This window comes from Roseivirga sp. AWQ4_251, from assembly GCF_056158225.1.
In genome coordinates, this window is sequence record NZ_JBSWSW010000002.1 from 334,856 (window position 1) to 360,043 (window position 25,188).

The window sequence follows — 25,188 nt, forward strand, 5'->3', positions numbered from 1 at the left end:
TTAGTTTTAACTAGAGCAATGGTTACAAACTCCCTTTACTACTAAGTTTGCCTCTTCAGCAATGTGCTTTGGGGGCAGTTCTACTTTAGGAATTTTATAGCTGGTGAGACATTTGGTTTGTCCGCATATTCTACAATGAAAGTGCAGGTGTAAGTCTCTTCCTATATCGCATTTGCAGCCATCTTCGCATAAGGCATATTTAGGCACACCCGTACCATCATCTATGCTATGTATTATGCCATTTTCCTCAAATACTTTCAAAGTTCTGTAGATGGTAGTTCTGTCTGATTTCTCAAATTCCGTATACATATCAGTAAGACTAATAGCTGCCTCCTTATCCATGAGATACTCCAACACCAAAAGCCGCATGGCAGTGGGTTTTATATTGTGCACCTTTAAATTTTCTTCTAGTTCTTTTATCATAGCTAGCTTTATTAATGGCCATGCTCTGTAGAGCCTTTCTTCATTTCAGAGATCAGGTAATAAGCATTGTTCCATGCTACCTGGGTGTTTTTTGGTAAAAACTCCAAAAGCTTGATTTCTACCCAACCATCATCGCTTATACCGGTTCGTACCTCTATCGGTCTAAATGTCCATTCGGTCTTTCCATCTTCTTGATGTGTTTCTACTATAAAAATATAGGGCTTGCCTTCTTCTTCAATTAAAGCACTTTCAGGTAGTGCTTTAACAGAGTTGTTACTGGTTTTTATTTTACCATTGATATACATTCCCGGGATCAGAAAGTCTTCTTTTTGATCTATCTCTGCATGCACATGAACTGCTTTGGGATTTTGTTCAAATTGCTTACCCACCGAATATATTTTTGCGGTTAAAGTGGCACCAGGTACTGACTCTACAGTAAAAGATATAGTTTGGCCTTTCTTTACCTTATATATATCTTTTTCAAAGACCATCAGATCAGCATGAATGTGATCATTATTGACAATCATAAACATGCCTTTTTGAGGATCTACATACTGACCAATCTGAACTTCCACTTTCTCGATGTAACCGTCAATAGGACTCACTACAGGTACATATTGATAGATATCTCCACTCTGAACTTTCTCTACATTCAAGCTAAGCTGTCTCAGCTGTACTTCATAACCTTTTACTTCTCCCTTCATAGCCTGGTAGTCCGCCTGAATTTGCTGATAGGTTTTCCCGGAGCCCACTTCTTCTTCGTATAACCTTTTTTGCCGTTTATTTTCCTTCTCCAGAAACTGTAACTGACTGTATGCCCGTACATAATCTGTCTGAATTTTAGTTAGGTTTGGATGTGAGAGGTATGCCAATACCTGGCCTTTGTTTACTTTATCACCTTCTATTACTTTGATAGAAGTAACATTTGCCCCCAATATGGCGGTAACAGTGGCTTTATGCTGTGGTGGCACCTCTAGCTGACCATTAGCCTCCACTACTCCTGAAAGCGACTTATCGGGCAGGGTATCCACTTTAATATTCAAACTTTCAAACTTCATGTCTAAAAGGTGGAGTTCAGCCATTCCTTCTTCGCCATGCCCGCCCTCTTCTTTGTGTCCTTCTTCACCTTCTTTATGTTCATGAGAAGGATCTTCCGTGTTATCAGTAGACTTGCTTCCGCAACCTGTAAATACTGATATTATAAGTACCAGTGCTGCTATATATATGATTTGCTTTTTCATTGTACTTCTATTTTTAAATCTGATGACCCCTTTATTTTTAGTTTGATGTTCTTAAGTAGTATTCCAGTTGGTAGCGACTGTTTAGGTAATTACCGAAGGTATTCCAGGAGTTTACCTCTATGCGAATGGCATCGCGAATATTTTGCAGGAAGGTGACGTAATCAATTGCGCCTTCGCGATAAGCCAAAATGGCCCCTGCTCTTTGCTCTTGTGCCAACGGAAGTGCTTTATCTCTATAGTAGTTCCATGAGTTAAGCCATTTCAGGTACTGCTCTTTCATCACCTGATAGGCTGTATTCAGTTCCAACTGGTTTTGTCGCAGGTTTTGACCGGCAATGTCGCGCTGGATTTTGGCCGACTGCGTCCTTCCCAGCTTTGGTCCAAAAAACAAAGGGATTCTGATGCCTATCTGGTACTGATAAAATCCCGATTGTCCGGCAACCTGCTGTCTGCCATACTGGCCTTGTAGTTGAGGAAGAAATTGAGAGCGCCTTTCTTTTATAGTAGCTTCTGCTACATCAATCCGCTGTTTTGACATATTCAGCAAGGGATGATTCATCAGGGAATCAGCCCTATAGTTTAGCGGTTCATCCAACTGACTGGTCGGAACATCCGGTACAGTAAACAGGGTATCGTTGACAAACCAAAGGTTCAGGCGTTGTAAGGCACTCAGGTAATCCCGGTAAGCCTGCTCTTTTTGTATCTGTACCTGGTTGGCCTGGTTAGAAGTAGCGAGGTATTCCAGTTTGGAGGTGGCTTCCGTTTCTAAACGAATCCTGGCGGCCCTTTCAATATCGGTAAATACTGAATCCAACTGCTCATAAACCTGGTAGTTGTTTTTGGCGACATATACCATACCCCAGGCCTGGCTTACTTCACGCTCCAATTCAATGACGGACAGGTCAAGTGCCTTCTCGGCCAGGGCTACCCGTTCCTTTTGCAGCTTTACCCTTGGAGCTATTCCAAATACATCTATCTGTTGTTGCTGGATGCCGAATTTTGTATATACTCCATCAGAACCGTTGCCTACTTCTTCTTTTCCGGTAAAAACCTGTGTGTTGCCAAAATCCCAGGCGGTCTTCTTCAAAACTTCCTGATTTTTAATTTCCAGTCTGGCTGATTGGATTTTCGGATAGCTTTCTAGGGCACGTTTTCTGGCTTGTTCCAGTGTAATAGTCGGTAAACTGTCTTGTTGCTGTTTCTGCGCATTAGCCATTGAGGGTAACCCAATAAGTCCACCAAAAACCATCAGGGCAACGATCACATTGCCACTAGAACCTTTCAGGCTTTTCCTTTTGTCATTTCTGCTTTCTACGAAAATGTAAAGTACCGGCAGCACTACCAACGTAAGCAATGTGGCCGTTAGCATTCCTCCAATCACCACGGTAGCCAATGGTCGCTGTACTTCCGCACCGGCAGACCCGGAAAAGGCCATCGGTAAGAATCCGAAAATATCAGTGGTAGCTGTAAGCATGATCGGCCTGATCCTTTCTTTGGTGCCGGTAAGAATCCGGTCGCGAATACTGGTAACGCCTTCTTTTTTTAGGGAATTAAAGCGGTTGATGAGTACCAGTCCGTTCAACACGGCCACTCCAAATAACACGATAAAACCTACACCTGCTGAAATGCTAAAAGGCATATCCCGTATCCACAAGGCAAACACACCACCAATAGCCGCCAGGGGAATGGCGATATAAATCATGATGGATTGGGAGAAGGATTGTAAGGCGAAATACAGCAGCACAAAAATCAAAAAGAGTGCAATGGGCACTACGATCTGCAACCGGCTTTTGGCCCGTTCAAGGTTTTCAAACTCACCACCATAAGTGATGTAATAGCCCGGAGGTAAGTCTAACTGTGCATCTAGCTTTTCTTGTATGTCGTTTACAACTGACTCCACATCACGGCCCCTGGTATTCACCCCGACATACGTCCTGCGATAGGTATTATCCCGTGAGATCTGCATGGGGCCGGGCACGTAGCTGATGTCAGCAACTTCTTTAATGGGTACCTGGGTGCCACCTGGCAGGTCGATGTATAAGGTGCGCAAGTCATCTATACTTTTTCGATGTGCCTCATCAAACCGAATTACCAGATCGAATCGTTTTTCTCCTTCAAAGATGACACCGGCAACTCCCCCGGCAAACGCAGAACTTACATATTCATTTACCTTTTGAATATCAAGACCATATTGGGCGATCTTATCACGGTTATAGCGAACAGTCATTTGAGGTAAGCCAGAAGTTCTTTCAGGGTTTACATCACCAGCACCAGGAACTGTTTGTATAATCTCGGCCATTTCCTGTACTTTGGTAGCCAGGATTTCCAGATCCTCGCCATATAACTTCACAGCAATATCTTCCCTGACTCCTTCGAGTAGTTCATTAAACCTCAATTCCACGGGTTGGGTAAATACTAAATTCACCCCTGTTAATTGCTCATCCAGTTTGTCTTTAATAGCAGCGATCAAGTCGTCCTTACTTTCAGCAGTAACCCATTTTTCCTTGTCTTTTTCCAGGATCAGGTACATATCTGCTATATCCATCGGCATGGGGTCTGTAGGGATATCTGCCACGCCTATCCGGGCAGTAACTGTTTTTATTTCGGGGAAATTATCCAGAAGTATATTTTCAATTTTTATTGATACTTCTTTGGACTCACTAAGTGAGCTACCCGGCCTGATCAGTGCTTGCATGGCAAGGTCTCCTTCATCCAACTGTGGCACGAATTCTCCACCCATCCGCGAAAAAATGAAGCCTGCCGCTATCAGGAGTATAACTCCTGAAATGATAACCAGTGCTTTTAGCTTTAATGCGCCTTTGAGTAAGGGCAAATAGGCCCATTCTATGCCTCCTATGATTTTGTCACTTACTTTTTCTAACCATCTTTCAAACTTTCCAAATCCATTTTTTTTGTTTTGGATGGGCTTCATGAATAAGGCCGACATCATGGGCACGTAAGTAAGGCATAGCACAATGGCACCAATCATAGCAAAGCCAAAAGTATAGGCCATGGGCTGAAACATTTTACCTTCTACACCGGTAAGAAAAAGGATAGGTGCAAAAACAATCAGAATGATTATTTGCCCAAAAAATGCCGAACTCATCATGGTGCTGCCAGCGTCATAAGCTACTTTGTCCATAACACCCTGATCAAACCTTATTTTACCAGACCGCATCCGCTTTTGGATCTCGTAAACCGTCCCTTCAATAATAATGACCGCGCCATCAATGATGATCCCAAAGTCTATGGCACCCAAACTCATCAGGTTGGCCCAAACATTGAATTGCTTCATCAGGATGAAGGCAAACAAGAGGGAAAGTGGAATGGTAGTGGCTGTGATGATACCACCACGCAGACTACCCAGCAAGATGACCAAGGCAAATATCACGATCAGTGCTCCTTCCAACAGATTGGTTTTTACCGTATCGGTTGTCCTTGCTATTAGATCGCTTCGGTCAATAATAGGTGTGATCTGTAAACCTTCAGGAAGTGACTTCTGCACTTCTTCCATTCGCTCTTTTACATTCTGAATTACGGCATTCGGATTGGAACCTTTCAGCATCATAATTATTCCCCCAACAGCTTCTTTTCCGTCCTGGGTGAAAGCCCCATAGCGCACCTGACTTCCGAAATGAACTTTCCGGGCTACATCTCCTACCGTAACTGGAATTCCATTTTCATTTTTAATAACGATTTTCCTGATATCATCAAGTGAGCGTATCAGCCCTTCGCCACGGATGAAATTGGACATCCTGTTTTTCTCAATATATGCCCCTCCCGTATTGACATTATTTCTGGCTAAGGCATCATATACCTGAGAGATACTCACATTCATTGCATTGAGTTTCTCAGGATTGATCGCTACTTCATATTGTTTGATGTAGCCACCGAAGGAGTTTACTTCTACTACACCCTCCAGTAAAGTCAATTGTCTTTTTACGATCCATTCCTGGATAGTACGCAACTCCATGGGGGAATAGAGTGAATCATAGCCCTCCTGTGGCTGAATGGTATACTCATAGATCTGCCCTAAACCAGTGGAAATTGGTCCCATTGAGGGGCTACCAAATTTTTCAGGTATGGTCTCCTGTAATTCATTCAGCTTTTCCAGCACCAGTTGCCGGGGTAGGTAGGTCCCCATATCATCTTCAAAAACAATGGTGACTACTGACAGCCCGAACCTGGAAATGGAACGTATTTCATCTACACCGGGCAGATTGCCCATAGCCAACTCCACCGGATAGGTTACAAACTGCTCTATGTCCTCAGTGGCCAGGTTGGGTGATACTGTAATCACCTGCACCTGGTTATTTGTGATGTCCGGGACGGAACCCAGGTTTACCGTGTTCATGGAGTAGATACCCATGGCGATGAGCGCCAGAGTGAGCAGACCCACGATGAATTTATTCTTTATGGAAAAAGAAATGATTTTATTGATCATTGATTATGATTTAATATCAGTTAGAAAGAAAGGATGGCTCGTCCAGGCGTAAATACTGCATGGAGAAAAAAGGCCGGTAAAGACTGATATTAAACCTTCGGGGGTTCTAAAAAGGATTCCTTAAACCCTTCAGACAGAGAGCAGGCATGACCCGTAAGCGGATCTTCGAAGGAAAGAGGCTGGGAATTTAATTTGTATGATTGATACACTACCAAGTGGCTATGACAGCAGTGACACGAGCATAGGGGGTGAACATAAGTCCTCAGTAGAATTATGATCGTGATTATCTCCTATATCACTTATTGCTACTTCAATATGTCCTTCTGCTGATTGATTATCAGCACATGGAAGTGCTGACAAACCCAAAATCCAAACAGATAATATGATTGATATGAATCGCACTATGCAAAGTTATGACAAAATCAATGCAATAGGTTTGCAAAGTTCAACTTAAAAATTCTTAAAAAGGAGTTTTTAGGGCCGTTTAAATACGTAGAAACCCTCGTACTAAAAAGGAAGCCAATTGATGGCTCCCTTTTAGCTAAATTTTTCCAATCATTAACTTCTGCAAGCTTCTGCACACTTACGACACGCTTCCGCACAGGCCTTACAATGGCGGTGATGATCGGCATGTTTTTCGCATTCTTTAGCACAGGCCTCACACACTTCAACACACAGTGCTCTGAGTTTTGGGGCAAAAGCGCTGTTACGGGCTTCCAGTTTAGCGGTCACACTACACAGGTCAACACAATCCAGACAGGCCCTTATACAGGCTTCCATTTCAGCACCTTCTCCGAGGCATCCGTCAATACAAATTTCGCAGGCCTTTACACAGGCCAGGCACTCGTCTATACATTTTTCATCTATCATCATACTATTTGTTAAGTGTTATTAATCAGTGAATGGGTTCGGCTTTGAACCCTATTTTATCGAGTGTAGAAATTACTTGCCCTTCAGTGGCTCCATCACTTTCTACCGTCAGCACCTTATCGGGATTTTTAAGATCAACCTCCCATTTCTCAATGCCTTCCGTTTCGTTGAGGCGGGGGCTTACTTTTTCTAAACAGCCGTTACATTTTATCGAAGTTTTAAACTTTAGTATTTCCATTTTTATCTGATTTTTAATGATTCAAATCTATCCGTTCTAACCCCGGCAACCGTTATAGATTTTTGTTCTTTTTTTATGAAGTTTTGACCCATCAGGTATAAGCCAGGACGATGCATTCACTCATGGGCAGGCTTTGACACAGCAATACAGAACATTCTTTAAGCTCATCTTCGTTAAGGGCATAGTTTGCCTTCATATACACCTCTCCTTCCAGTAGTTTGGCGGCACATTTTCCACAAAGGGCTTGCTTACATGAATGAGGCAGTTCGAGTCCCTTTTCCAGTCCACTCGTGAGAATAGTTTGGGATTCAGATACTTCTAGCTGTATCGTACCCTCTTTCAAGCCTTTAAGGTGTACCTCTGCTTTTTTTATCGTCTTTTCCATCCCTATCAAATTTTAGCTGCCTTCAACCGCAGGCTATTGGCCACAACCGATACTGAACTGAAAGCCATCGCCATCCCGGCAATCATTGGGTCTAGCAAAAACCCATTGATGGGATACAAAAGTCCTGCTGCTATTGGGATGCCGATAATGTTGTAAATAAATGCCCAAAACAGGTTCTGACGGATACCCAAAACCGTCTTTTTAGAAAGGTTCAATGCCTTAGGTATGGACTGCAAGTCTGAAGTGATGAGGGTTATTTTGGCTACATCCATCGCTATATCAGAACCATGCCCCATCGCAATACTCACATCGGCTTGTGCCAGGGCATGTAAGTCGTTGATACCATCACCCACCATAGCCACAATTTTGCCTTTAGCTTGTAATTCTTTTACAAAATCTGCCTTGTCGGAGGGCAACACTTCTGCTTTGAAATGCTTCAGTCCTACCTGGTTGGCAACTGCCTGAGCGGTTTGCTGATTATCCCCTGTGAGCATATACACTTCAATGTTTCTGTCTTGAAGGGTTTTAATGGCCTGTCTGGACGTTTCCTTGATCTTATCAGCTATGGCCAGTACGGCTAATGCCTGATTTTGATTGGCAAAGAAGATAACCGTTTTAGCTTCTTCCCGAAGGGCTTTTGCTTTTTTGTCAAGTTCATTGCTGACGTTGATATTATGTTCAGTCAGCAATTTTTGATTACCGATATAGAACATCGTGTCATCTGCATACATTGCCTCAACACCACGCCCCGTGATACTGTTAAACCGGGTAATGGTTGTAGATTTAATTCCTTCCTCCTTTAGCTTTTGAACCACAGCCTCTGCCAGCGGATGTTCGGATTGCGACTCCATTGCAAGCAGTATGGGTTTGAGTTTTTCGGATTGACCCTCATCTTCCCAAATGATATCGGTTACTACCGGCTTCCCTTCTGTGATGGTACCTGTTTTATCCAATACCACAGCATTCACTTTATGTCCCAATTCCAGGCTTTCGGCATCTTTGATCAGGATATTGTTTTCGGCTCCTTTTCCCACACCTACCATAATAGCCGTTGGTGTGGCCAAGCCTAATGCACAGGGACAAGCGATTACGAGTACCGCCACCGAAGTAAGCAGCGCATGGGTAAAGGCATCATCTCCACCGATAAACATCCAGGTGATGAAGGTGATAATTGAAATGGCCATGACTACGGGAACGAAAATACCAGCTATTTTATCGACCAGCTTTTGCACCGGGGCCTTACTGCCCTGAGCTTCCTGCACCATTTTAATGATCTGGGCGAGTAGGGTTTCCCCGGCCACTTTCTCAGCAATAAAGCGGAAACTACCTTTTTGATTCACTGTCCCGGCAAAAACTTTTTCACCTTTGGTTTTCTCCACCGGAATAGGTTCTCCGGTGATCATGCTTTCATCCACAAAAGAATTTCCCTCGGCCACTTCACCATCTACAGGGATTTTTTCTCCTGGACGAACCACGATGGTATAACCTTTTTGCACAGAGGCTATAGGCATTTCCACTTCTTCACCATCCACAATCACTTTCAGGGTCTTGGGTTGCAAGCCCATCAGTTTTTTGATGGCAGTAGAAGTATTGGATTTAGCCTTCTCTTCCAGCACTTTCCCCAGAGAGATGAACGTGATAATTACGGTAGCCGCTTCGTAGTAGACATGAGGATGTATACCCCGGCTGTGCCAGAACTCCGGAAATAAGGTATTGAACAAACTGAAAATAAAGGCAATACCTGTGCTTAGCGCAACCAAGGTATCCATATTGGCTTTCCCATGTTTGGCTTGCTTGAAGGCATTGATGAAAAAATTACGACCAAACCAGAACAAAACCGGAATGGTAAACACCAATGAAATCCATCGTCCCGGCACCCAATCCATGTAGAACATCCCTATAATGAATACGGGCAAGGTTAAAATGGCCGACCAAATGGTTCGTTTTTTTACCTCCTGATAATGCTTTTCTTGTAGTTCCTGTTGCACTGCCGAAGGGTCTTCTACATCTACAATCAGATCATAGCCCACAGATTGTAAGGCTTTGCGCAGGTCAGCAGACGTCACGGAGGGTTCATACTCTACCAAAACAGAACTGCTGGCAAAGTTTACACTGGCCTCATGCACCCCTTCGATATGACCCAAGATAGATTCTACGCTTGAAGCGCAAGCGGCACAGGTCATCCCTGTTACGGGAAAGGCCTGTTTTACTGCTTTTATCTTTTGGGTTTCCAGTGCCTTTATATCTATAGTATTCATAATAGTAATCTCGCTTTTATTGAACACCACAAATTTGGTAAAGGGCACAGCAATCACCGTTACAGAATCCTGTTTAAGAATTACATGATTTTGTCAAGGGGTATCTAGGGGAGTATTGTTTGGTTTTTGGACTGCTTGTTTTTCTCTCCAAACGGAAAAACTATGAGCCATAAATCTGAAGTTCTACAATTCGCGTATAATCATGCCTTTTATCAGAAGAAGTTTTTATTCTTCTCTTTCACCCGTCCCTGATCAATAAAGGATCTAATAATCTCAAAGTCTAGTGTTTTCATTTCTTCCAAAAACTTCTTTCCGGATGTAAATTTGGAAGCGAGGTCATCAATCGCAAAACATAATAAAAATGAGGAAAAGGTAATAGCAAAATTCCGGGCTTTATATGATTTTCTTTTATCCATTTCGGTCAAATGACAAACGGAAAAAAAATTTGAGTGAACATACATTGAAAGAAAACCATAAGCTCTGTTCATTACTTCCAGATTAATCCCAGTTTGCTGGAACAATTCAGTCCATGATATCCTGTGTCCGTTTCTTGATAAGCGAGATGGGAAGAATTTCCAATTAGCAAACTGCCTTTCATGATCTAATATGAAATTCTGCTTTTGAGGTTCATATGATTTGAAAAGGGAATTGTTTTCAATATTAGACTTCAATTCCTCTAATTGTTGTAGATCGTACTCGATTCCCATTTCAAGGTTTATCCTTTGTACGTGAGAATCATATCTCCAAAGGTCAAAGCGTAAACGCTTGGTTTCCCAATCTACATCATCAAAGAATATGTGATGAAAAGTTGAATAACAATCTATTTGAAGTCTTAGGTTGGCAAAAAGAGCGGGGACATCAACAAAAGTATTTTCTTCATTTTTTTGAGACGTTTCATTAAACAAAGTGTCAGCTGAATGTAGGCAAAAGCCTTTGCAATGAAAAAGAAGCTTGCGACTTACCCTGAGGGAAAAAAGAAACCATCGTGGGTCATTCGGGTATTCCTTGTCTATCTCATTTACAAGGTTCTCCAGAAGGTTGATTAAACGGTAGTATCTGGTTAACGAATCTTTAGGGAATTCTGGCATTCTACGTCAAAGTTATTATTTAATAACTAGGCTTATCTTTTTTTATCATTTGCCTTATTCTCAAAGATAAAAAGTAGTTGTCCTGCACCTTAAGGTTATTAAAGTGCATCTAATGAAGCGTGGCCGGGCTTTTTGGATTTTTTAAATGTAGAAGGGGTCATACCGGTTTCCTTTTTAAACTGGGCAGAAAGGTGTGCTACACTACTATAGTTCATTTGGAAAGCAATTTCAGACAGGTTCATTTCATTGTAAAAAAGTAATTCCTTCACACGCTCTGTTTTTTGCCGAGTAATGAATTTCTCAATGGTAACGCCCTCCACCGAAGAAAACAGGCGGCTCAAGTTGCTGTAGTCATGGTGTAATTGATCGGACAGAAAGGTAGAAAAGTTGACCTGTAGATTTTCCTTTTTATGGTGGATCTGCTCCACAATCAGGGTTTTAATACGGGAGATCAGTGCGGATTTACCGCTTTCCAGCAATTCAAAACCCAGGGCTTGTAACTTTTTATTCAAGGCCACTTGCTGGCTCAGAGTGATTTCTTTGTTCAGACTTACTTCGCCCAGTGTCACTTTGTTGTAATCAATATTTAGCTCTTTCAATACTCCTTCTATCGCCATAATACAGCGGGGGCAAACCATGTTTTTGATGTGGAGAAGAGGAAGTGGTTTCATAGACTTTTAAGAGTAGGTAAATTTAGTTTCAAAGCCATTAGCTAAAACAATGAAACTTTCAAGTTTGGTTTTTGGAGGGTTCGATTCTCTAAATTAGTCCTGCCATGAATAATCAAAGTTCGTGATTTTCAACTAGGAATCTATCACAAGCGATAAATTCATACACAGACTAATTTACTTTTTTCCAAAGATCGAAGTCCTTAACAACCAGTTGGGATATTACAAAATGGGTTACAATTCACCAACAGCAAAGCACGGCTGAGGTATGGTCAGGCCGGGGTAACCGTATGATAACCCGGGGATATAGAGAAGCTATAGGTGCGTCTGTTATTTTGGTCAGAATATGTATGGGTTCATATCTGGTTGACATTGGGCTCTATGGAGTAGCATGAGTTTCGAGGTGAACCTTGCTCAAATCACCAGCACATCTTTTATCCTGACTTTTAGAATAAAACACTTACCAAGCCATCTGTAAAAAAACCACATCCTGATACAAATCAGGATGTGGGCATGATTTAAAAATTGCTTTTATTGCGGGTCACAAGCACCGGGCGGAAAGGTACTTACCGAATGATCGCATTGGCCAACACCAGGGGAGCGGTTGCACAAGCAACCTGTAATGCAGTCATTATTGTCTTTCCTGAAAATACATTCCGAACAGTTGGAACCCTCACAGGTGTGTCCGTTACACGGGCATTCAAGCATGGCGGCCTTGCGGAAATCTATCCCTGCTTCTATAGGGCTACCATAGAGGTAAACGCCTTTTTTATCCTTATAGACGGGAAAAGCAGCCTTTAGGTGGATGTCTCCATAATCCGCGTTGAAGGTCAAATAACTCATCTGCTCACCTTCCATAATATCCATTTGAGTTAAGCGCAGGCCCGAGATGGGCACCTCAGAAATTATTTCTGACCTTCTTTCTGCGGCTTTTACAAAATGATCGGTCAAATAAGCATGGTAGCGCACTTTAAGCTGCTTTTCCTTTTGCAGTACCAAAAACCCTTCAGGGGCCTGCATGGCAATGGCAGACTTCTGTGCTTCCCGATCTGAAGAAACTTCATTTTTATTACAGGAAGAGAACAACAAAACGCTTAAGAAAAGCGCAGGCCAGGACAGTAAACGCTGCCCGGTGATGGAATAATTCATGACTTGTTGTTTTTGATTAGTATAAATATATGGCTATTTTCTTGTGTCAATACAATGATCTGATTAACTTGTAGTTATGCGTTTTCTCACCCCTAATTCTACCTTTCTTGTGGCCGGACTGGCACTGTCTTTCATCGTTACTGGCACTGTCTTTCATCGTTGGCCTGATCCTTTTCAACACTGTCAGCTGGCACAACACTTATGATACCCACCTCGACAAACAATCGGACATTTTCCGTGTATCGGTGACCACCCAAAGTGATGGTCAGCTTAAAAAACACCCTGCCTTACCTGCCGGGCTTTTGTATAATTTAGAATCTCCCGATGCGGTGGATAAGGTGGGGCGGATATTGACCGAAACCTCCCGATTGTATGTCCGATTGGGCGAACAGATGTTCATTGTGCGCAAAAGCCTATATGCAGACCCCGCTGCGGTGTCCCTGCTGTTGCCCAACAATGGGTATGCCCAACTCATAAAACCTTCCCAGATTATTGTAACCCAAGAGCTTGCCGAACGCATGTTTGGCCATACCAAGGTAGAAGGCCAGGTTCTACATGTCGATAAAAAGGGTGATTTTGAGATTGCCCGCGTGGTAGAAGATCAAACGCATTCACACCTCTCTTTCGATATGATTTTGCCTTTGTCAGAAAGCGACAATTGGGATTCCTTTAAAACCGCAACTGATCTTGACCGTGCCTATTATGCTTTCTATCTTTTAAAGCCTTCACATGTTCCGCCCTCGGCACTCCAAAATCAGGTAGAACAGACCTTGCGCTCCGCCCTGAAAACCACGGACAATATGCAGGTATCGCTTACTCCCTTAAAACAGGTGCATTTGACTTATGGGGATATAGGAGAAGAAAACCCCATGATAGACCAAAGCAACATCCGCATGTTGTCTTTGGCCGCAATTTTTGTGCTGGTGGTTGCCCTGGCAAATTATACAGTATTTAGCTTTTCTGCCTACAGGCGCAAGCTAAAAAGTTATGCAATCCGCAACATTCTGGGGGCATCAAAACAGCACTTTGTCCGGTCTTTTGTGCGCTACAACCTTTCCCATATGGGTGTGGCATTGCTGCTGTCATTGGGACTGTTGTACAGCTTGCCCGGATCACTTTTGACACGCTTGGGGCTTGGTGAAAGAATGCCCTTAACCTATATACAGGCTTTGTGGTTGGCCGTTATCGTGCTGGGTTTCTGTTTGCTGCACGGGCTTTTGTTAGGCCGCACAGCACATCGTCAGGCGGGTGTTTCGCGCAGGCCCTCCAGCCTGTTGGCAGAAAGTGGTAAAAACCGCCTTGGGCAGGTCTTTACTGCATTGCAGCTCACCCTTTCCCTTGGGTTTATCCTGTTTGCTTTTACCACCATAAGGCAATTTCAGTTTCAACAGCACCACAATCTGGGCTATGACCCCTCCAACGTGATGATCCTTCAAAAGCCCCTTTTGGCAAACAGCGATTCCATCCGTTATCAGGTCGAACGTTTTAAGCAAGAGATGAGCCGGATGCCACAGGTTAAGTACATGGCCAATTCTACCGCCATACCCGGTAGTGCCATACAGTGGAAAACCTATCAGGCACATGGGTTTGAAAGTTCCTCCAGAACTATGGTCAGCGCTGCGGTGATCGAAGCGGATTACATTGACCTCTATGGTTTTGATGTAGTGGCAGGGGAAAAGCTCTATGCCCATCTTTCCAAGGACAATACCGCTCAAAATGTCCTTTTGAATGAACAGGCCGTGCGCCAGTTGGGCCTGGGTACTCCCGAAGAGGCCATTGGCAAGCGCTTGTATCTATTCAGCAACCGTGTGGGCAATACAGTTAAAGGGGTAATCCGTGACTTCAACCAGGAATCGCTCAAAGAAAACATTCAACCGGTGGCCTATATGCTCAATCCGGTCATAGGGCGGTATTTCAGTCTGAAACTGGCCGATGGTGTATCCTACGCCAGCGTATTGCCTCAAATAGAAAGTATCTGGAAAGAGGTTTTTCCAGGGGCTGAACTGCACTACAGCTTTTTGGAAGACCAGCTCCATGCCCAGTACGCGTCTGAAAAATTGCAATCAGACCTGGCACTGGGTGCAGGTTTGGTAAGCTTGCTTATCAGTCTGATCGGTTTGGTTGGGGTTTTAAACCAATTGATCCTGCAAAAAACCAAAGCACTGAACATCAAAAAGATTCTGGGTGCTTCAAGGAAAGCTCTGTTTGGCTTTGTGAGCCGCGAGATTGCCCTACTCTTTGCCTTGGCCATCCTTATTGGTCTTACCGTAGCTTATTACGCCTCCGAGCAATGGCTGGAAGCCTATGCATACCGCATAACATTGTCACCCGCCCATTTTTTGTTGCCCATTGGTATACTTGCAGCCCTCTTATTTGGCTATGTGAGTGCACGGGTATTTCGGGTGATCTGTAAAAACCCGGTAGCGTTTTTGAAAGATGAACGTTAGGGAGTAAAACCTAAAAAACAGCCAAGCTTTAAGAGATTCCTTGTAAACCTTTTTAGTCTGCTTTTAATGAAATGATAAACATGAATATACCCATAGTAAAGAGATTTGCGCAGTACGCTATGAGAGTTACTGCTACTAAGTTTAAGGATTTAGCCAGTGGCAAGGCATATATTTCCTTAAAGCACAACCCTTTGATAAAATAATTTTATCTATTGCTTGCGATATCAAGCAAAGCTACATATATTTGCTTGCGATATTTAGCAACGAAACAATTTTTAAGCAATGGATGGATATGGTCAATATTTCAAAGCCCTTAGAGAATCAAAAGGAGCGACCTTAAGAGAGGTGGAACGTCAGACAGATGTGTCAAATGCTTATCTGAGCCAATTGGAATCTGGTAAAGTCAAGCAACCATCACCCAATACCCTATATAGACTTGCCAAATTTTATCAGGTTTCTTATGAAATGCTAATGGAAAAAGTGGGCTATCCGGTTTCTAAAAGCAATGCTCTGCCAAAAGACCAGAGCATTTCATCAGCTGCTAAAAATAAACTTGGTGAGATAAGCAATGAAGAAGAAGTAGAACTTCTTCAGTATCTAAAATTCATCAGGAACAGAAAGTCATAATAATGAATTGGTCATACTCTGGATATAGGCAATTTCTCAAATGTAACCGTCAATGGTACTATAAAAATATTGTAGCGCACGGAACGGTCAAAGATCCTTTTCGCAGGGAAGTGACAATCCTTTCCAAACTAAAGACACTTGATGCCTGGAGAGGAGATATTGTTGATGAAGTTATAGGTCAGGTAGCGATCAGTAGAATTCGTAAGAAAGAGAGCTTGCACGAGGATACCTTGTTATGGGTAGCCAACAGAAAGTTTGATGAAAGACTTGATTTTGCCAGAAAAAAGAAATACCGTGAACCCAACATTGTGTTTTCAGATTATGATGATTTTTCAGCGATTATTGATTTTGATAACGATAAAGGAATAGCAGAAAGCGAATTACAACGCGTTAGAAACGATACACATCAAGCCCTCAAGAATTTCATAGAAAGGGAAGATTTAATTGAGTATTTACGCACGGCCGATCAATGGCTAACCCAACGGACACTTTCCCTCCCTTTCAGTAGGTTTCGGGTAATCGGCCGTCCAGATTTAATCCTGTTTTTTGAAGATGAACCACCGCACATTATTGATTGGAAGGTTCACACTTTTGCTACTAAAACGTACCAAGATCAGTTACTGGCCTATGCATTTTCGCTGAGCAAAGTAAACCCTCATAAGGATTTTCCAGCGAATTTGAAAAGCTATAGCGTGCTTGACTACAGGTTGACCGAGTTTCAACTGCTTACCGATGAGTCCCGTGATAATGAAATCACCCAAGATGACATTAGGAATACCGAAGACGAAATCGCCACAGGTCTTTTAAAGATGTACCGATTAGGAGCTAATCGAAAATTTAGTGAATGTTCCCCAGAGGAATTCCCGACCACAACCGACCCATCGGCCTGTGGTAATTGTTCTTTTAAACCAATTTGCAAACCCGATTGATATGATTAAAGAAAGCAACATTTTCCCAATTGAGAATCTATCGGCCTTATCAGCTGACTATAGACTTTTGGAAATTATCGGCCTTAACAGCACAGGAGATGATTATGATATCAACATACAGTATATCACCAAAAAGCTTTCCTATTCCCTAAGACATCCCGTTATCGTCATTCACCGTGAGGGCATACCTTTCTTGATTGTGAAAGATGAAGCAGAGATTTTACGGGCTATCCCGAATGATGGTTTGGAAGCAAAATATGGTGATTTTGTTTATTTTAAAGATACCGATCAGGTAAGGTTTCTTGATTTTGAAAGTGAGGATGAATCAGAAAAACAGATCATCCTACGCTTTTTGCAGTTTGACCTTTCGGGTGAGATAAGAAAAGACCCACGCTTATGGCAGCCACGAACAGGTGATGCCTTTTATAGCAAAGAACCAGCACGAAATGCAGGGTCAAACCAAGTTGCTATCTTCAATGGATTTATACCTCGTGTTGTGGCATTGCCTACTGGTGGATATGGGATTTGTGTAGATATCACCAAAAAGTACATGGCCAAAAACCCCTTACGCGCGCACCTTTCCAATGCCGAATTCAACAACCTCAAAAGACAGAAAAGAAGGCTGGTTTACCGCTACGGCAAAAACTGGTTTGAGATCAAACCAGACGAACTCAGTAGCTTGGATATCTCCAAATATCGTTTCAAAAGAGAATCGGGCTCTGTGACTTTACTTGATGATATTCGAAAAATCTACAATGGAACTATGCCTCCCCACTTAGCCAAGATTCCAGATAGTGCCTCTGTTTTAGTTTATCGGAACAATGAAAAACAACCTAAAGGAGCTGTGGCCGCTATGTGCTATGCTACCTATGATACGGAAGATAGAGAGGTAAGTAGATTACACAGGGCTTCCATCATACCTCCGTTTTTCAGAAGAAAGTATAGCAGCACAGTAATCTCAAAGTATTTGAATAAGTTAAAGCATGGTAATGTACAAATTCAGATTTCCACAACTCCCTTAAGCCCAGACTTAGGTCTGTTTGACTTTCCGGACCTTCAGTTCAATAACGATATAGTTCTGGGATGCGAAACCTCCAGTAAAGCCAATCTTCGCGTAGAAAAGCAAAAACTTGGAATGGAAAGGAAGAAATTATTGCTTTCGCCCAAAGTCGGTTTTTATACCAATGCTCCATTTACCAGACAATATATACTTGTGCCAGAAACCATACACAACAGCTTCGGCAACGAGAAGTATTTCTTGAAAGACCTTGCTGCCATGGTAGATAAAATGCACCCCACGAGCTCGGGATGGAAACCCATAGTTGTACCGTATGATGATAGAAACAAAACCAATTCCTTGGATATTGGCCTAGAAATTATTTCAAAACTAGGTGAAAACACCACTATGATGCTGGAAGGTTATGCTGTAGTAATCCTACCAAGCCATTTGGAGAGAAATAAAAAGATGCATGATGAAACCGCTGCATTGGTAGTCTCGGAATGCTTGAATGATTACAATGTTAGTGCGAGCATTATGCACACCAGAATACTCGAAAAATGTTATGGGCATGAAGAGGTAAATGGGGAGTCCAAGTATTATATCAAAAGAGGTGAAAACAAAAAACTTGAAAGGCTATATCAAGGTTACCTTTTTGGAGTGGCCGTTAACCAGGTTCTTCTCAACAATGAGCGGTGGCCCTTTATTCTAGCCACCCCTCTCCATGCCGATTTGGTAATTGGAATTGATGTTAAGCAACATATAGCCGGATTCACATTTGTAGATAAGTATTCTAAGAACATTCTACCCGCTTGGGACAAATCACAGAACAAGGAAAAGCTTTCTTCAGATCAAGTGAGCCGGATTCTTGTTGAAAATATCACAAAATTTGCGGAGTTCTCAGATCAACCAATCAAAACAATCACTTTCCATAGAGATGGACGCATCTTTCAAACCGAAAAAGCGGGTATAGAGAGCGCTATCAAACTTCTAGTTGAAACAGGAACCTTGCCTCCCGACACCTCATATACAGTTGTTGAAATACCAAAAAAATCCAAAGTGCCTTTCCGCTTATTTGACGTCACAAAAACTTTTGACATCTGGAAGGAACATGAGGACAATGGCAAAGTTCTTAATCCTCAAATGGGAACCTATGCACTCCTTAACGATTATGAAGCCTACGTATGCACTACAGGCAGGGAGTATAGTAAAAAAGGAACTTCCAAGCCATTATACGTAAAACATGTTTCTGGTTCTATGCCTTTCAAAAATGTACTGGAGGACATATTCTTTTTATCTCATCTTGCCTATACCAAACCTGATGACTGTTCGCGAAACCCAATAACCATCAAAATGACGGACAGGAGAATCAACCTTTTGGGGAGTTCCTATAATTCTCAAAAGATCAATTTAATGAAATCCATTAATCAATAGACATACAGACATGAGTGATACAGGATTGAATGCCAATATCTACTACTTGACAAGTAAGTACTTGGGACTACTTAACGACTTTATGATCGCCATAAAGAACAACTCAGAAAAAGTGCCTGCTGAGAAATATAAGGAAGTTAAGGAGTTGTTTGAGAAGCTCAAAGACGATGAGAGCATTGACCCGAGAATTCAGGTGTTAAGTGTGATAATTGAGGCTGAGCTGAGGAAAAAGAACTTCTCGAAGTCCAAGTTTTTTAATGGCATTGCGGCTGATATCAATCAAAAAAAATATGAATCGCTATCCAAGAACTTACACCATGTTGTCAATGCCTTAGACAGTGAATATTCTCATGCCTTGGCTAAAATGAGCAAAGAATCATGACTGAATACATTGATGGTGCAATAATGGAAAGCATCCAAAAATCGAGAATACTCAAAAGTAAGTTCCCCAGAGCTAAGGAGTTGAGCTTGTATTTTGACCCATTGATCGCTAAAGCTATGGTCGAAATTGAATTGATGATAGACAGGCTTTCAGCTTTGCTTTACAATCAGGACTATTCGAAACCACAGAACTTACTACATAAATTCAGCAAGTTCAAATCCATATTGAGCGAGCTTCACGTTTTGGAAAATGTGATTGTCGCAGCCATTAGCCGAAAACATGATGATGATGAATATGTCAACAAGCTGGTAAGACGCGTTTGTTCAGAAATCGAATACCCTATTCAGCCCCCTGTGGTTTCGTGCCTTTCACAGCACTATTATAGAATTTTTCCACAGTATAATTTGATGTGCATGCCGCTGTTGGAAGCTGACTTCCTGCTGCATCTTCCAGATCTCTACCACGAGCTTTGCCATCCTCTCATATCAGTGGATAACCCTACTACAGAACCTATAAGGGTCAGTATGGGGCAACTCAATCGAGATATAAAAAAACACTTTACCCAAGAGATTGCCCGGCTTAAGTTGAATAAGTTCGGTGATGGCAATAACATACGCCCTTATTATATCTGGCGTGACAGCTGGATAGAAAGCTGGGCTGAGGAGTTTTTCTGTGATCTGTTTGCCACCTATACTCTGGGGCCAGCTTTTGTCTGGAGTAATCTTCACATGTGCGCGAAAATGGATTGGAATCTTTTTGGAGTTCCTTACTATCAAAAAACCTCTCATCCACCAGCTGGTGCGAGAATGACCACTATGTTTCATGCACTAGATTTAATGGGCTTTACTCAAGAGAAAGCAGCAATAGAAAAAGAATGGAATGACTTTGTTGGAGTTCTGGATATTTCTCCCGAAACCGAATATCATATTGCTCTACCTGATCATTTCTTAAAAAGTGCAGCTACTTATTGCCTGGAAGGCATTAAAGCGCTTGGGTGCAAGATAGCTTCTGACAATACAGATACGCTGATAATAGACACATTGAATACTGCCTGGAAAGAGTTTTGGAAAAACCCCACTGGCTTTCCTGAACATGAACAGAAAATGGTTAGCTTATTAAAGAAGGAAGTATAGTTAAATTTATCCTTCATGATGAGTATTGGAAATTGATTTATATAAGGAGCTTCTATAAAAATGAACAATACGGAATTTGATGCTGCATTTGACTTTGTGGAAAACACAAACCTATCCTTTTTTCTCACCGGAAGGGCAGGTACAGGAAAGTCTACTTTCCTAAGCAAAATCACCCGCAAAATAGACAAGAACTTTGTTGTTTTAGCCCCTACTGGAATCTCTGCCCTTAATATAAAAGGGGTTACCATCCATTCGTTTTTTCAATTTCCACCAAGACCTCTTTTACCCAAAGACAAAGGAATTAAGACCTTTTGGGAGGGTTCGGAGAAGAGAAAGCTAATTGAATCACTTGACACATTAATTTTAGACGAAGCTTCAATGGTCAGGGCAGATGTGATTGATGCCATTGACTTTTCTTTACGGAAAAATGGAGGAAACCCTAATTTGCCATTTGGAGGTAAGCAGATAGTCTTAGTAGGTGACTTATATCAACTTGAACCAATCGTTCAAGGGAAAAATGAGGAAACGCAGACACTTAATGAGATTTATGGAGGGCTACGTTTTTATCAAGCTCATGTTTTCAGGCATTTAAAACTGTTTACTATCGAGTTAAAAGAGGTATATCGTCAAAAAGACCCGCTTTTTGTAAGCCTTCTTGATAAGATTAGAACTAAAACATTAACTAACGCAGAACTGGATCAATTGAATTCCAGAGTTCTACCGGTGCCAATCTCAGAAACTGGAAACCACATTTTAACTCTCACCACAAAGCTTGACGCTTCCCAAAAGATCAATCAATCCAAATTATCAGAACTTGATGGAGAATCGCGGCTTTACAGAGCGGAAATATCAGGTAATTTTGATTCAGTGGCGTATCCCTCTGACTTAGACCTTAAGTTAAAAATTGGTGCGCAGGTCATGTTTATTAAGAATAATCCAGAAGGTCAATGGGTCAATGGATCTTTGGGCATAGTCGCTGGATTATCCGACTCCATCATTAGAGTAGAGTTGGATCATGGTGGTATGTGTACCGTAGAAAAAGAAGTATGGGAGAATGTAAAATACAAGTTCAATAAAGATACGGGCAAGGTAGAACAGGAAGTGGTTGGTTCCTATAAACAATTCCCACTAAAGCCATCTTGGGCAATCACTGTTCATAAAAGCCAAGGCATGACCTTTGAAAGATTGAGGGTGGATTTTGGTGATGGTACCTTTGCCTATGGTCAGGCCTATGTTGCCTTAAGTAGAGTGACATCTTTTGAAGGGCTGTATTTGAGCCAGAAGGTTCAATTCTCTGATATACAGGTTGACAATACGATAAAAGACTTTCTCAAGAATTCGGCAAGCGACAAACTGGAATCATTCAATATTGAGGGCAAAAGGCAGTATGGCTTACTTAAGTATACAAATCCAATTTTAGTAGGAAATCATTACCTACACAATGCTTTAAATGACATAATTAAATCAGATTACACAAAGGGTTATGAACACCTTTTGCAGGCCTTTGCCTACACTTCAAATGATCAGGACTTCGTAAGAAATAATATCTTTTTGAATTTATTGTCGAAAGCAAGTGAGGCCATAAACGCCTCTTCACAGACGAGTAAACCATCATATAGGCTAAACCTCTTAAGCGGAACAGTTCAGTTTTTATCTGGAGAACATAGCTCAGCCATTCAAACCCTTAGACCCTGTTTGAAGCACGATGACTGTAGTATTGCACATTACTTTATAGCCAAGAGCCTATGGTACGCTAAGGAATTTGTTGAGTCATTAGAAATCATAGACAAGGCACTAAGCCTCATCCAAAATTCAAGAAACTTTTTTCAGAAGTCGCTGATTCTAAACCCTTATCTAATGGAGAATGAAGAAAACGATCTGATAAGCAAAAGCCTTTCCTTAGAATGTAATTTGATGGCGATTAATCTTGATACCACTAACATAGAAGCTTATAAGGAGCTTAAAGCCTTCTTAACTAGAGAAGGTCTTAATATTCAACTTCCATCGGTTGAGATATTTGAAAAAGAGATCCACAAAGAAAGCCTTGATCAAATCTTTTTTGACGATCTAATACAGTCCGTAAAGAAGCACAAGCGTAAACTAGTTCAGGCAGCTTCAAAATCTGATCGGTCAGTGGATGAAACCGGTTTAATAGACCAAACAGAAGTGTACCAAAATCTTGACATCGAAGAGTTAGATGATGATGTTTCTGAAGAAGAACTGATGGAAGATATGTTAGACGAATTTTCGGATGATGAATCTAGCGAAGATTATTAGTTTGTCGGATTACAAAAGAACAAACGAAAAGCTAGATGACCTTCAGAACCCATTTGTCCGAATAGAAATTAACTACATTTGCTGTTTCAGATGCTTTTAAAGCGTCTTAGAGCACTAAGTTAACATGTCTTTGAAATATTATATAATCTCCCTAGCCTTTCTAAATCTGCAAGAAAAAGGTTCGACATTAGTTCGGTTGGGGCTACAGAGAAAAAAGCCGATCAAATGATCGGCTTTTTTATTATATATTATTCAGCTTGGCCCTCAGCCCCAAAAAGACATCAGCAACCCTCTTAGCACTAAGTTTTTTCTTGACAGTCGGCTTTATCTGGATTAACGAACCCATCAATTAGCTATAGATGCAAAACCCATTGTTTAAAGTGAATTATTTGGTTAATCATCTTAAATTTAGACATGGACAAATCAAAGATGGATAGCAACCATGTTAAGCCCCCTATTTCGTTAAGAAAATCAGGATCTGTGAAAGTGGCCAGTATAGCCAATTTTTTATCACAAGAGGAACGCGATACTCTTTATTCAGCAGTATGCATTGAACAAGAAGCATTTCACGCCCCGAAACTTCCAGGAATGAATGATACGCTAACAAAATATCTTGAAATCAACTCAATAATAGGCGCAAACAAAAAAGCTGAGCTTGTTCAGCAAGCCGCCAATACATTAACCAAACGGATCATCGAGCAATTACCAGATCTCTGTGAAACATTAGACATTCATCCATTTCAAGCCTCCAACATACCTTTAACTTTTATCAGCGGCCTCCATGGCCACTCTGGGGATCCCCATCAAGACACCATAGATTCTCGAAACCAAATTTCCATTCTCTATTATTTTCATAAAGAACCAAAAATGTTTCAGGGAGGCGACCTTAACATCTACGCTCCTGATGCGCAGGCTCAAAATGGTTATTGTGAAAAAGCACTTTTTCAAATAGAACAGGACGACAATGTTCTTGTAGCGTTTCCTTCTCAAACTTTTCACGGAGTAAGCGAAGTCCAATGTAATTCAACTGACTTTGCCGATGGACGCTTTGTCGCTGTAGCATTTCTTAGTGCATAACTGTAATTAGCACTTCAACTCGTGATGACATATCTAGGTTGATCTTTTTTAAGATCGTTAATTCTTAAAAGCAACCAAAAACAAGCCTTTCCTCACCTTCCCTACAGAACAGCACAATTTAATTCTGCAGAAATGGTACCTTTCTTTGAAAAATCAGAAAAATACAAACTCATAACATGATCAAAAATACCAGTCTACCCCTAAAGCTCAAGTCTAGAGCAGTCAACCTAAGCAGCCTTATCTTTCTTGCTTTCATTTTTATAACATTGACACAGGCGAACTCCTTAAGCGCTCAAAAGAAAAGCGGAGGCCTTGCCTTGTATACATTAAGAGAGGCTATGGGTGAAAATCCAAAGGAAACCCTGAAAAAGGTAGCCGATGCCGGTTATGCTTATGTGGAAGATGCCGGCTATAGAGAGGGCAAATTCTATGGCATGGAGCCTGCTGAATTCAAGGAATATTTGAATAGCCTTGGCTTGAAGCCCATGAGTACTCACCAAAGAGTGGCTTCATTAGAAGATGCCGATCAGGCCATTGCAGATGTGAAAGCAGCTGGCTTTAAGTACTTTGTAGTGCCTTCTCCGCCAAGAGGTTTCTTTGAGAGAAACCGGGAGACTGGTACCACTAAGCTTGGTGGTCAGCAGAAGGAGTTTGCTGATTTTTTAAATGCCTTAGGCCAAAAGTGTAAGGCAGCTGGTTTGGAGCTTTTGTATCATAACCATGATTTCGAATACAAACCGAGCGAAGAAAATGTGGTATTAATCGACTACTTGCTTGAAAACACCAGTCCGGAGTATGTCAACTTTCAAATGGACTTGTATTGGGTAACAAGAGCCGGGGCCGATCCTTTGAAGTACTTCAACAAATACTCTGGCCGCTTTAAGACCTGGCATGTGAAGGATATGGATTCACAGGAACGTTTTGCGCCTGTAGGTCAGGGAACCATAGACTTTGGCCAAATTCTTAAACAGAAGAATAAGGCAGGAATGGAGTATTATTTTGTGGAGCAAGACAGAACCTTCGATGACCTTGAGCCGCTGGAAGCCATTAAAATCAGTAAAGAGGGCCTAAAGAAGTATGGCTTTAAATAAAATGCGGGAGTAGAAACTTATAACAGATGT

General features: G+C 41.7%; 19 protein-coding genes. 9 read left to right on the forward strand and 10 right to left on the reverse strand.

Annotated features, from left to right (window positions below):
- Window positions 1-6 precede the first annotated feature (6 nt).
- The 10 genes from ACXACJ_RS15535 to ACXACJ_RS15580 all read right to left on the reverse strand — a co-directional run bounded on the left by ACXACJ_RS15535 (window position 7) and on the right by ACXACJ_RS15580 (window position 12,764).
- Window positions 7-423, reverse strand: coding sequence for a Fur family transcriptional regulator (locus ACXACJ_RS15535; RefSeq protein WP_475135333.1), 417 nt, complete (start codon window positions 421-423; stop codon window positions 7-9).
- A gap of 11 nt (window positions 424-434) precedes the next feature.
- On the reverse strand, window positions 435-1,664 hold the full coding sequence (locus ACXACJ_RS15540; protein WP_475135334.1) for an efflux RND transporter periplasmic adaptor subunit: 1,230 nt from the start codon (window positions 1,662-1,664) through the stop codon (window positions 435-437).
- A 37-nt stretch (window positions 1,665-1,701) separates the two neighbouring features.
- Entirely contained in the window at window positions 1,702-6,108 is a 4,407-nt protein-coding gene (locus ACXACJ_RS15545; RefSeq protein ID WP_475135335.1) for a CusA/CzcA family heavy metal efflux RND transporter, read from the reverse strand.
- 558 nt (window positions 6,109-6,666) lie between these two features.
- On the reverse strand, window positions 6,667-6,981 hold the full coding sequence (locus ACXACJ_RS15550; RefSeq protein WP_475135336.1) for a four-helix bundle copper-binding protein: 315 nt from the start codon (window positions 6,979-6,981) through the stop codon (window positions 6,667-6,669).
- Between the two features lie 22 nt (window positions 6,982-7,003).
- Window positions 7,004-7,216 carry a heavy-metal-associated domain-containing protein gene (locus ACXACJ_RS15555; RefSeq protein WP_475135337.1) on the reverse strand — a complete coding sequence of 71 codons (213 nt, stop codon included), beginning with the start codon at window positions 7,214-7,216 and terminating at the stop codon, window positions 7,004-7,006.
- Between the two features lie 91 nt (window positions 7,217-7,307).
- On the reverse strand, window positions 7,308-7,601 hold the full coding sequence (locus ACXACJ_RS15560; protein ID WP_062303346.1) for a 2Fe-2S iron-sulfur cluster-binding protein: 294 nt from the start codon (window positions 7,599-7,601) through the stop codon (window positions 7,308-7,310).
- Between the two features lie 5 nt (window positions 7,602-7,606).
- The gene (locus tag ACXACJ_RS15565) at window positions 7,607-9,859 is read right to left on the reverse strand and encodes a heavy metal translocating P-type ATPase (RefSeq protein ID WP_475135338.1); all 2,253 of its coding nucleotides are present in this window, start codon (window positions 9,857-9,859) and stop codon (window positions 7,607-7,609) included.
- Between the two features lie 212 nt (window positions 9,860-10,071).
- A complete protein-coding gene (locus tag ACXACJ_RS15570; protein ID WP_475135339.1) occupies window positions 10,072-10,947 on the reverse strand; it encodes a hypothetical protein in 876 nt (291 codons plus the stop codon).
- Window positions 10,948-11,045: 98 nt separating this feature from the next.
- Window positions 11,046-11,618 carry a helix-turn-helix domain-containing protein gene (locus ACXACJ_RS15575; protein WP_475135340.1) on the reverse strand — a complete coding sequence of 191 codons (573 nt, stop codon included), beginning with the start codon at window positions 11,616-11,618 and terminating at the stop codon, window positions 11,046-11,048.
- A 528-nt stretch (window positions 11,619-12,146) separates the two neighbouring features.
- Window positions 12,147-12,764, reverse strand: a complete 618-nt coding sequence (locus tag ACXACJ_RS15580) for a hypothetical protein (protein ID WP_475135341.1) — start codon at window positions 12,762-12,764, stop codon at window positions 12,147-12,149.
- A gap of 107 nt (window positions 12,765-12,871) precedes the next feature.
- On the opposite strand from ACXACJ_RS15580, the gene ACXACJ_RS15585 reads away from it, so the two are divergent.
- From ACXACJ_RS15585 to ACXACJ_RS15625, 9 genes are all read left to right on the forward strand, one after another.
- Window positions 12,872-15,211, forward strand: coding sequence for an ABC transporter permease (locus ACXACJ_RS15585; RefSeq protein ID WP_475135342.1), 2,340 nt, complete (start codon window positions 12,872-12,874; stop codon window positions 15,209-15,211).
- 282 nt (window positions 15,212-15,493) lie between these two features.
- Window positions 15,494-15,838, forward strand: a complete 345-nt coding sequence (locus ACXACJ_RS15590) for a helix-turn-helix domain-containing protein (RefSeq protein ID WP_062303335.1) — start codon at window positions 15,494-15,496, stop codon at window positions 15,836-15,838.
- 2 nt (window positions 15,839-15,840) lie between these two features.
- Window positions 15,841-16,767, forward strand: a complete 927-nt coding sequence (locus tag ACXACJ_RS15595; protein ID WP_475135343.1) for a PD-(D/E)XK nuclease family protein — start codon at window positions 15,841-15,843, stop codon at window positions 16,765-16,767.
- Window position 16,768: 1 nt separating this feature from the next.
- Window positions 16,769-19,198 (forward strand): argonaute/piwi family protein, encoded by a 2,430-nt coding sequence (locus ACXACJ_RS15600; protein WP_062303332.1) that lies wholly within the window; start codon window positions 16,769-16,771, stop codon window positions 19,196-19,198.
- Window positions 19,199-19,208: 10 nt separating this feature from the next.
- A complete protein-coding gene (locus ACXACJ_RS15605; RefSeq protein ID WP_475135344.1) occupies window positions 19,209-19,580 on the forward strand; it encodes a hypothetical protein in 372 nt (123 codons plus the stop codon).
- On the forward strand, window positions 19,577-20,713 hold the full coding sequence (locus ACXACJ_RS15610) for a hypothetical protein (RefSeq protein ID WP_475135345.1): 1,137 nt from the start codon (window positions 19,577-19,579) through the stop codon (window positions 20,711-20,713). The genes ACXACJ_RS15605 and ACXACJ_RS15610 overlap by 4 nt, the downstream gene beginning before the upstream one ends.
- 60 nt (window positions 20,714-20,773) lie before the next feature.
- On the forward strand, window positions 20,774-22,990 hold the full coding sequence (locus ACXACJ_RS15615; RefSeq protein ID WP_062303327.1) for an ATP-dependent DNA helicase: 2,217 nt from the start codon (window positions 20,774-20,776) through the stop codon (window positions 22,988-22,990).
- A gap of 414 nt (window positions 22,991-23,404) precedes the next feature.
- Window positions 23,405-24,067: a 2OG-Fe(II) oxygenase gene (locus tag ACXACJ_RS15620; protein ID WP_475135346.1), complete on the forward strand. Its 663-nt coding sequence runs from the start codon at window positions 23,405-23,407 to the stop codon at window positions 24,065-24,067.
- A 176-nt stretch (window positions 24,068-24,243) separates the two neighbouring features.
- On the forward strand, window positions 24,244-25,158 hold the full coding sequence (locus tag ACXACJ_RS15625) for a sugar phosphate isomerase/epimerase family protein (protein WP_475135347.1): 915 nt from the start codon (window positions 24,244-24,246) through the stop codon (window positions 25,156-25,158).
- Window positions 25,159-25,188 lie beyond the last annotated feature (30 nt).